The organism is Exiguobacterium sp. UBA3491, from assembly GCF_002377745.1.
In the GTDB taxonomy this organism is placed as follows: domain Bacteria; phylum Bacillota; class Bacilli; order Exiguobacteriales; family Exiguobacteriaceae; genus Exiguobacterium_A.
On sequence record NZ_DFQK01000032.1, the window covers coordinates 53288 to 63188 of the forward strand.

General features: G+C 50.1%; 11 protein-coding genes. 1 reads left to right on the forward strand and 10 read right to left on the reverse strand.

Annotated features, from left to right (window positions below):
- Nucleotides 1-176: 176 nt before the first annotated feature.
- Genes B4F99_RS12585 through B4F99_RS12595 form a run of 3 tightly spaced genes read right to left on the reverse strand, consistent with a single transcriptional unit; the run spans nucleotide 177 to nucleotide 3105 of the window.
- On the reverse strand, nucleotides 177-1151 hold the full coding sequence (locus B4F99_RS12585) for a hypothetical protein (protein WP_290758455.1): 975 nt from the start codon (nucleotides 1149-1151) through the stop codon (nucleotides 177-179).
- Nucleotides 1148-2194 (reverse strand): DUF58 domain-containing protein, encoded by a 1047-nt coding sequence (locus B4F99_RS12590; protein ID WP_290758457.1) that lies wholly within the window; start codon nucleotides 2192-2194, stop codon nucleotides 1148-1150. The genes B4F99_RS12585 and B4F99_RS12590 overlap by 4 nt, the downstream gene beginning before the upstream one ends.
- Before the next feature lie 2 nt (nucleotides 2195-2196).
- A complete protein-coding gene (locus tag B4F99_RS12595; RefSeq protein ID WP_035407966.1) occupies nucleotides 2197-3105 on the reverse strand; it encodes an AAA family ATPase in 909 nt (302 codons plus the stop codon).
- A gap of 224 nt (nucleotides 3106-3329) precedes the next feature.
- Between B4F99_RS12595 and B4F99_RS12600 the strand changes: the two genes are divergently transcribed.
- Nucleotides 3330-3557, forward strand: a complete 228-nt coding sequence (locus B4F99_RS12600; RefSeq protein WP_290758460.1) for a hypothetical protein — start codon at nucleotides 3330-3332, stop codon at nucleotides 3555-3557.
- Nucleotides 3558-3590: 33 nt separating this feature from the next.
- Here the strand turns inward: B4F99_RS12600 and B4F99_RS12605 are convergent, their stop codons facing one another.
- The 7 genes from B4F99_RS12605 to B4F99_RS12635 form a co-directional block, all read right to left on the reverse strand.
- Nucleotides 3591-3806 (reverse strand): DUF3006 domain-containing protein, encoded by a 216-nt coding sequence (locus tag B4F99_RS12605; protein WP_214853815.1) that lies wholly within the window; start codon nucleotides 3804-3806, stop codon nucleotides 3591-3593.
- A gap of 21 nt (nucleotides 3807-3827) precedes the next feature.
- Complete coding sequence (locus B4F99_RS12610; protein WP_414651137.1) at nucleotides 3828-4688, reverse strand: ComEC/Rec2 family competence protein; 861 nt, start codon at nucleotides 4686-4688, stop codon at nucleotides 3828-3830.
- Nucleotides 4685-5254 carry a histidine phosphatase family protein gene (locus B4F99_RS12615; RefSeq protein WP_290758468.1) on the reverse strand — a complete coding sequence of 190 codons (570 nt, stop codon included), beginning with the start codon at nucleotides 5252-5254 and terminating at the stop codon, nucleotides 4685-4687. Before B4F99_RS12615 ends, B4F99_RS12610 begins: the two co-directional genes overlap by 4 nt.
- Nucleotides 5255-5282: 28 nt before the next feature.
- Nucleotides 5283-6077, reverse strand: coding sequence for a DUF3307 domain-containing protein (locus B4F99_RS12620; protein ID WP_290758472.1), 795 nt, complete (start codon nucleotides 6075-6077; stop codon nucleotides 5283-5285).
- Nucleotides 6074-6721 carry a hypothetical protein gene (locus tag B4F99_RS12625; protein WP_290758475.1) on the reverse strand — a complete coding sequence of 216 codons (648 nt, stop codon included), beginning with the start codon at nucleotides 6719-6721 and terminating at the stop codon, nucleotides 6074-6076. Before B4F99_RS12625 ends, B4F99_RS12620 begins: the two co-directional genes overlap by 4 nt.
- Before the next feature lie 285 nt (nucleotides 6722-7006).
- A complete protein-coding gene (locus B4F99_RS12630) occupies nucleotides 7007-7477 on the reverse strand; it encodes an NUDIX domain-containing protein (RefSeq protein ID WP_251137843.1) in 471 nt (156 codons plus the stop codon).
- A gap of 296 nt (nucleotides 7478-7773) precedes the next feature.
- On the reverse strand, nucleotides 7774-9901 hold a 2128-nt coding region (locus B4F99_RS12635; RefSeq protein ID WP_290758479.1), incomplete at its 5' end, for a DNA gyrase/topoisomerase IV subunit A.

Below are 9901 nucleotides of genomic sequence, written 5' to 3' on the forward strand. Positions count from 1 at the left end.
GTCCATCGAAATGTTTTGTTGGCGCTAAGACGATTTCCCGGATATTGACATGTTGTGGTGGCACGATGGTGGATCAAACCATCTCTGCGACTGGTGACTTGCGACGACACTACGCAATCAATTGATGCGCACTTAATGCGACAAAAAGCCCTTGCTCCACGAGCAAAGGCTTTTTGTTAACGTTCGATTTGTTCGCGTACTTGACGCCGGAACGTTTGGATATCATAGGCGGGTTCGCTTGTACTGAATTCAATCCCGTCGATTAAACGCGCATTGGATGACGCATCCGGGAACTCAATCCGCATCAACCACTCAAGCGTCGTCTCCTCATGACGTCTTGGGAAGGCTTGTTCAAGTTGCGAAGCAATCTTCAGCAGCGGGTGATGACTATAACGTTTTGGAGCATGCGTTCGTATCTGTTTGGAACGTTTGACAGTCTGTTCCATTTCAATCGGAATGACTTTTCGCTTCCGGATGACGTACAGCGTGATTGCAACGAACAATACAGTCACGATTGCCGTCACGATCCAAATCCAATGTGACGTTCCCGCTTGGACCGTTGCTTGTTTGACGTCTTCCACGCTTTTGATGTTTTCAAGTCCCATCGCGCGGTTCGTCATGTTGTCCGCTTTTCGTCCGAGTGGCTCCGTCCAAAGGAAGAGGGAGCCAAATGCTTCAAACAGCGGTCGGATCGAATTCGTCACGGATCCTACGAGTACTTCCTTCGTCAATCGAAAAAGACCGGCTAAAAGGAGCCCTAACGTCAGCATCAGACCAACTGTTGAGAAGATACGTCGCCATTCTGTCATATAGGTGACGACGAATGGATACGCGACGACAAGGAAGAGGAGCAAAAAGGCACCAAGCGGTGGAGTCACACCTGGGAATAGAATCATCACGCCACCGACGATCAGTCCACTTGCGGCGTAACGCCAAGCTGACTCGACCGTATCAAGAAATGCGGTCCAGGCGACGAAGATAAGAGCTAAAATACAAGCAACCGGAGATAGAATGAACAGTAATCCCGCTGCGAGTAGCTGCAGTCCAATCCGAAGCGAGCGGTGCGGCACGAAGGCAAGTGCCGGGAAAACGAGTGCTAGATAGAACGGAACGGGTAACAGACTCGCTAGGAAAATCCACCAGAGAATCATGCGCTCACCCCTTTCTGCCGATGACCGAGATGGATCTCTGCCGTCGTTGACGGAACGCTCCGTTGTAAGCGTTTCGTGAAATAGCGGCGCTCGAGTGGTAAGTCATATTCCGAGATCCGGGCAAGACATTCCATCGTCCGCAGGAACTGATGTTTCCCCGTACCGGACGGGACATGATACCACTGACCCGTTCGATTGACCATCGAGATCCAAAGACTGTAGGAAGCGCCTTGTTTTTCGAGTTCGCGGATGATTGTTGCGGCACGCGATAAGAGTTTCTCGAAGTCAGAGCGGAGGGCGAGCCCATCTGCTGACAGACCATCGACGATCACGGCATAATCATGATTACGTTTCCGATCATATTGATACGAATACAGTTCGTTTGTCTTTGCATAGGCAGACCAATAAATCGATTTCGCATCTCCGGAATAGGGAACGACTGAATGAAAACTCGAACGATCCGAAAACGGACTCGAACGATCAATCGTCTCACCCGGAATCATCCGCTCGTTCCACTCGACGGACGCTGGCGCGAAGTCCGGGAAGACATGCCCAAGTTCCTGGATGTCGAGCGTGATATAGATCGTCATCAGATGAAACGGATCCGAGATCATGATGTCAAACGATTGAATCCGAATCGTTCCTCGCTGTGCAGCGATGACATCGATTGAAAACGGGACGATCGTCTGTTTACCGACATACATGTGTTGACGCCAAAACTGACTATTCGCGTCAGGAAGCTTGATTTGATCCCCGAGTAGACCGGAAATCGTAATCCGTCCAAGCGGCAACTTCGTCGGATTCGTCAGCTCGAACGGAATCTGGATCGCTTCTTCCCGGAAAGCACGGACTGTCTCAAGGAGGCGGACGTGGATCCGCTTCGCGACATATTCAAGATAATAGGGCATCACCCAGCCGTATATCGTATAGGCAAATAACAAGGCCGCCATCCAAACAGGACCATAGAGTCCGACGATGATCCCACTTGCGCTCGTCATGGTGAGAATGATGAGGTTAAAGGCTTTTGGTGTGATCAATTGCATGATTACACCTCAGTCGGAACGGTGAGTGAATCGAGAACCTGCTGGACGAGACGTTCGTTCGACAACTTCAACGTCGCTTCAAGTGTTAGGACGAGTCGGTGAGCGAGAAGCGGCGTTGCTAAGTGTTTGACGTCCTCTGGTGTGACGTACGTCCGCTCTTGCATCCAAGCACGCGCTTTTGCTGCCTTTAAAAGGGCGAGTGTCGCTCGTGGACTTGGTCCAATCTCAACGTCACGATGGGCGCGGAGTGCGTCACAGACATCAAGTAAGTAATTTTCGACGCTGTCCTCAATCGTGACCGCAACCACTTCCTCTTTCCAGTCGTTGAGTTGTTCAAGTGGAATGTGTAGATCGGCTGCGGTCAGATGCGCTCCACGTAACAATGCTTTTTCCGCTTGACGCGTCAAGGGAGCGAACGACAACTTGAACAAGAAGCGGTCGAGTTGCGCATGGGGGAGCGGGAATGTGCCGTGTCCGTCGAACGGGTTTTGTGTCGCGATGACAAGAAAGTGTTGGGGTAGCGTATACGACATATCACCAATTGTCACTTGCGCCTCTGCCATGGCTTCAAGGAGAGCGGACTGGGTCCGTGGAGTCGTTCGGTTGATCTCATCAACGAGGACAATGTTGGCAAACAGCGGACCAAACCGTTGTTCGAACGACCCAGTGAGTGGGTTGAACAGCTCCATTCCGAGTAAATCCGTCGGTAACGTATCTGCTGTACATTGAACACGTGAGAATTTTGCATCGAGTGTCTGCGCGAGCGCTTTTGCTAGTGTTGTCTTACCAGTCCCGGGACGGTCTTCGAGTAAAATATGCCCCTCGGCAAGTAAACCAATCAACAAATGATCAATCACATCGTCCTGACCAAGGACGGATTGCTTAAGTGATGTCCGTAACGTTTGAAACATAAATGATTCCCCCTTTAAGATGCTTTGTATTTCTAAAGTGTACGAAAATTCAGAAAAAACCGCTAGTGATTTTCCTAAAACGATTGGTCTAGAAATACGTCTACCTTTTATACTACCATTTTCATCCAAAAGTTTCGTGAAATATCAAAAACATTGAAACAGGATTAGGAAGTCATTGATCGAATAATGTATTTAGGGTTGCTAAGATAAGGAGGAATGGACTCATGAAACCATATACTACGGAATCCGATACCACTCCAGTCGTTCAACATGACGTCGTCCATAGTCCGCTCGATGATTACCAACGCGTCGTTTCCGGAGGTCCCCCGAATCGTCGTGCCTTTGCCGCGATTCGTCGACTCCCAATCGGATTACGTTTGCTTACGTATACGCTTGGTTTCTTATTCACAGCAAGCATCCTCACTGGACTCATCATCAGTCTACTTGATTAAAAAAGACTCCCTCAGCGCACCGAGGGAATCCCATCATTCTTCAAAGAGATCATCCATCAGCTCGGTGATCTCTTTTTTACGCACGTTCGTCTCATCGCGTAAGATTCGAATCGAGCGTCCGCTCCAATCGAGTCGGTCGCCAATCGTCGCTTGGCGCGGTAAACGACTTTTCGGTAACGTGATCGTCTCACGGTCGTCGGTCTCACAAATTGCTAGATCATCTTCAAAATCAGCTACGGTCAATCGCATCTGATACACCTCCGCGTCTAGTTATTCCGGTCGTAAATCAGGCCGGTTCGATTCCTTGATACCGTCACCAGTCGAGATATACTGAATCGTTCCACTTTGATCGGTTCGGTCAATCGTAATCCGTTCTGCCTTCAGTTCTTGTAAGACGGAAGGACGTGGATGACGATAGGCATTGTCCTTTCCGGCTGAGATCAAGGCACGTTTTGGTGATACAGCCTGTAGGAAGGGCAGGGAGGACGATGTGTCTGCCCCGTGATGTCCAAGCTTTAAGACATCAGCACGTACATCGGTGTTTGACTCGAGTAATTGTTGTTCAGTTCGGATCGGCGCGTCGCCCATGAAGAGGAAGCGGTCTTGTCCATGTTCGACCCGGAGGACGGCACTCCAGCTGTTAAGATCCTGTGTCCCGTCTGTTAGAGGAGCAAGGAACGTAAAGCGTGCGGCTTCACTCGGTATTTCAAGACCTGCCTTAACTGACTTGATCTTCACCCCTTCGCGTTTGACGGCAAGGAGGAAATCGCGATACGTCTCCGTCGTATGCGTGACTCGCGGGGCATAGACGCTGTCGACTGGAAAGGCATCGAGGACGGTATCGAGTCCACCGATATGATCGGCGTCCGGATGTGTCGCAATGACCGCTGTTAAACGTTTGATACCCAATTTTTGCAGGTAGCGGACGACATCCTCGCCTTTGCCGTTATTCCCACCATCAATCAAGATCGCATCTTCCTTCGTTCGGATGAACGTGCTATCTCCTTGACCGACGTCAAAACCATAGATTTCCATCTGTCCTGCCGTCGGGGCAGGGGGTTCTTCGTCCCGTGTCGTATAGAAGATGACGATTAAACAGAGTGCTAATAGAATCGTTGATCCCCATTTCAACATGTCGGTTCCTCTTTCTCGAACAGATACAGCATGCCATTGCGCGGATGACCGAACCGTGGTCCGCTGTAACCGCGTCGTTTTAAGGCAGCGCGCATCAGAATCATCATGCCGCCGTGACCGACGAGTAGAACCCGTTCGTCGTCTTCGAACATTAATTGATTTAAGAGCACTTCAATCCGTTCATTCGCATCCTTGATTTCGGCTTGAATTCGTTTACTGAACGGGGCTGCGAATCGACCGAGGACCGCCCAGCCAAGAAACGGTAACCGTAGATTCGACTGAATCGTCGGAAACGGTACTTCCCGTAGTAGATCCGTCACGATGATCTCTTTATCGTAGACACTCTTCGCCGTCTGGACGGCGCGTGGCATGCTACTGGCATAACAGATTGTCCAGTCAATCTGACCGAGCTCGACCGGTTGAATATCGATGTCTGACGTATCATACCGTTCAATCCATTTTTCAATATCGCTGGCGCTAATCCAGCCTTTTGTCGGGTATCCTTCCGTCACCCGGTGATGTCTGACTAATCCAATTTGTTTCATGCTTCGTGCGACGGTCAAGACCGTCTCCCTCACTTTCATTCATCATTTAGAGTGCGGCGCGAATCGCCAGTCCACATAAAATCGCTCCTAAAATACTGAGCAAGCTCCCGATGATGTAATATTCCGCAAAGCGGCGATCTTCAAACTGTTTAAAACGGGCCAGTGCCTTCAAGGCAATGATGAAGCCAATGGCTCCAGTTGCGTTCGTGACGACGAGCAGGGTAATGATTGCGCGTTCGACGAGACCGATATAACGTCCGATCCCGCTTAATTCCGTCGTATAACTGCGCGCAGAATCTTCGACTTCATGTGTGACGGTCCGTGAGACGCCGTCGAGTTGCTCTTTACGTGTCACTTTTCGCTCGAAATGTGCTTCAATCAAGCGCGGAGCAAATGGTGCGAGCATCAAAGCAATCCCGTGACCGAGTAACTCTGTCGTCACTAAACTAAAGCACAGAATCCAGAGGATCTGCTCAGGTCGCGCGAACGACAATGACCAATCAATCGGAACGAACACCCATGTCAAGGCGATGATGGCAGCGATATGTAACGCTTGATCGATCCAGTACGCCGCTGCTTGCTTGACGCGACGTTTGAGCGGGGAAGCATCGAGTAGGGCGTGAAACACGAGAATGCTCCCTCCTAGCCATCCGGCGATGTCGAGGGTCAACTGCCCTCGGATGACGAAGAACGCGAGCACAAGTAGCATCAGAGCCGCATGAACGGCAAGATGTTGGAGTAAGATGCGTTGGTGTCGATGTTTCAGTTGTGCCATTCGTTTCGTCTGTAATGGAAAATCAGCAAGTAGATGGACAAGTAAAAGACTAAGTAAGACGGTCACCGAATCGCCTCCCAGACTTGGAATTGCTCCAGTGCCTGGGTCAAGGCAGCTTCAAGTCGCTTCCGTTGCTTACGCTGCGAGCGGGAGACGAGTTTTGCGACATTTACGCGGGCATCTTGTTCCTTGAAGCCCATCTTCAGTCCGATCTCTTCATACGTATCACCCGGATATCGATCCATCAACCGGTGCAGTTCAATCTGACGGTCCGTCTTCCCGAAGTAAGCCGGATACAGCATCTCGAGATAACCGTTTAGCAAGGCAGTCGGTAAGTAGGGCGGTCCAGCAAAGGCAATCCGCGATGGAAGCGTCTTCGCTAATTCCTGTGCTTCGAAAGCATGAATGATCGCACTACCATTGGCTTCTTCAGCCCGCGTCGTCGAAATCGTCTCATATTGACCAAATCCAATCCCGATGTAACCTGGCAATTCTTGATTCAATAAGTGCAGAATGACCGGATAACTAACCGGGTAATCCGCAAATACCGCTAGTAAACTATCGCCGGATTTGATTTGAAACGGAACAATACTCAATGGAAATGCTGTATTCAAATCGTTCGCGAGTACACGAAGCGCTTGAAGTAACGCTTCTTTGCTCGGATAATCGCGGGAGCCTTTGACATCAAACGACAAAGCAACAGCTTGCATGACGATTCCTCCAATTCATTTGTTACCACAATGATGGAAACATTTAATTTGTTACCGTTAAAAAGGTAACATTCGCAGTGTTACTGTTATTAGAGTAACAAAGAATAAGGAGGAAGACCACCAGGACGATAGACCGATTTTTACACGACAGGGGGAATGGATGAATCTGACTAAAAAATCATTTTTTTATTCAAGTTAACATAACATATATTATCAATAGTTATGAGAATTTGTCTCATAATCAAGGTAAACTTAAGATAGTGAGACAAAATAAAAAACACGGGATTAACCGTGTTTTCGACAATCATACGGACGTGTTCGTTCCAATCGATGAATCAAACGATCCAAGAATATATGATGGCGGCGTTCGAGTTGCGTGATCCGTTCAAGCGGCAACCACGCAAAATCAAAGAAATCACCGCAATCCTGACCGTCACCAGCAACACAGTGCGTCCAGCGGTTCTCTTGGCATTCGATGTGCGCATGATAGAAATACGTGTAATGCACCCGCATTCGCTCCGGATAGCGCATCTCTTCTTCGCCGATGTACTGGACGGATGTTAACGAGAGACCACTTTCCTCAAGCGTCTCACGGACAGCCGCTTCTTTTGCGATTTCAGCATCTTCGATCGTACCTGCAGGAATCTGCCAATCACTCTCAGGAGCCGATTGCGGATGAAAAACAAGTAGTTCCCATCCGTTAGGTTTTTCCCGAGTGATATAGATTGCTACTTTTTCGCGACGTCTGAATTTCATCTTCATCACCTCTCCAAGGTCGGCAGATTGCACAACAAGCAGCTAAAGGGACGTCCCGTAGCTGCTTGATCAATTGACGCTATAAGCAAAGCTGCGGAGACGCGTGACCCGACGCTTGTTCGTGACGAATCTTGACCTGACTATTTCTTCTATTGTAGCCGTTATTGGTCAGTGTTTCAATTTGTAAACGATATTTCTCGCGATAAATCTCAAAATTCCGAGCATTCGTCTCAAAATCCCCTCTCCTGCCCTGCTAAATCTAAAAAAGCTCCCCCGTTATCCGGAGGAGCCTTATCTCATCGTGTATACCAGTCGAGCAATGGACCGAATTTCTCTTCATCATAGGCGAATGAACCGTTCGATAAGCGGTCGAGGAACGATAACGAACCGATTTGGATCGTTTTCTCCTGCTCTTTCCCGCTGAGAACTAATTCCTTTGCTTGCGTGACATCGATCAATGCTGCGACCCGGTGTGGTTTTGATTTCAAATCACGCAGTAACTGTAAGCCACGTAGCGCACGGCTCGAGACTTGGAACTGATCCGCGAGACGCATCTTCTTCAAGGCACCCCGTTGCGTCAAAAGAACGATCTGCGGCGCTTCCTTGAAGCCGATCGCACCCGCGACGACGTCCTGATCCTTCAGGTTGATCGCCTTGACACCAGCTGCCCGGACACCGACGACCGGGACGTCATCTTCCGTGAACCAGAGTCCGAAACCGTTCTGTGTCGCAAGGAACAGGTCCGTTTGACCCGTCGAGACCTGAGCGTACAAGACTTCGTCATCTGCCTTCAGACGGACGCCTTGGAGTGGTTTTGACTTCCGCTGTGCATTGTAATCACTCAGTTTCGAGCGTTTGACCATCCCTTGACGGGTAACGAACAAGCAGTGGTGAGCTTCATCGAACGAGCGGACGAGATCCGCTGAAAGAACCCGGTCACCCGGTTCGAGAGGGACGAGGTTTGCGACGTGTTGACCGCCATCTTTCCATTTCGTATCCGGCAATTGGTGGACCGGAATCAGCAAGTAGTTTCCGCGAACGGTCCAGACGATCAAGTGATCGGTCGTCATCGCTTGCCCTTGGAGCAACGGACGATCCTGTTCCTTCAAGTCCGGCAAGTCGTTCGAGGCACCGAATGAACGGAGTGATGAACGTTTGACGTAACCGTTCTTCGACAGGAAGACCATCGTTTCCTCGACAGCGATCATGACTTCCGTCTTCAGCTTCAGTTCTTCAACTTCCGCTTCGATCGTTGAGCGACGTTTGTCCGCAACTTGTTCTTTCAAGACCGTCAATTCCTTGACGATGAGACGATTCCGTGTCTTTTCATCGTTGAGGATCTTCTCAAGACGAGCGATCTCCTTTTCGAGTTTCGCTGCTTCTTCCTGCAACTCGACGATATCGGTATTCGTTAACCGGTAGAGTTGAAGCATGACGACGGCTTCCGCTTGACGGTCCGTGAAGTTGAAGCGCGCGATCAGCTTCTCCTTCGCATCTGCTTTATTCGATGCAGAACGGATCAAGGCAAGTGTCTCATCGAGGACAGAGATCGCTGTCATCAAGGCGGAGACGACTTCCTGGCGGCGTTTCGCTTGCTCAAGATCAAACGCCGTCCGACGGATGACGACTTCCTTGACGTGTGCGAGATACGCATCAAGGAGCGTCAAGACGCCCATTTGCCGCGGTGTCCGCTCGTGGATCGCGACCATGTTGTAGTTATAGGCAATTTGTAAGTCAGTCTGTTTGAGGTAGAAGTGTAAGACACCTTCTGCGTCCGCTTCCTTCTTCAACTCGATGACGACCCGTAAGCCGTCGCGGTCGGTCTCATCACGGACTTCAGCGACACCTTCGACCTTTTTATCAAGACGGAGTTCTTCCATCCGTTTAACGAGATTCGCTTTATTGACCTCATACGGGAGCTCCGTGATGACGATTTGCTGGCGACCGCCCCGCAGTGTCTCGATCGTTGAGCGCGAGCGGATGATGACTTTCCCGCGTCCTGTCTCGAACGCCTTCTTGATGCCGTCAAGCCCTTGGACGACACCACCAGTCGGGAAATCAGGACCTTGCATGTGCGTCAATAAGTCATCGACGTTCTGGACCGTCCCTGAGATCCGACCGATCGCAGCATCGAGGACTTCTCCCGCGTGATGCGGTGGAATCTCGGTCGCGTAACCAGCGGAGATCCCCGTCGAACCGTTCATCAGCAGGTTCGGCAGTAGTGATGGTAAGACGAGCGGTTCCTCCGTCGTATCATCGAAGTTGAGCGTGTAATCAACGGTCTGTTTGTTGATTCCTTCAAGAATCAGACTTGAGACTTTCGACAGACGGGCTTCCGTATACCGCATCGCTGCCGCACTATCGCCGTCGATTGATCCATTGTTTCCTTGCATATCGATCAACGGATAGCGGAGTTTCCACTCG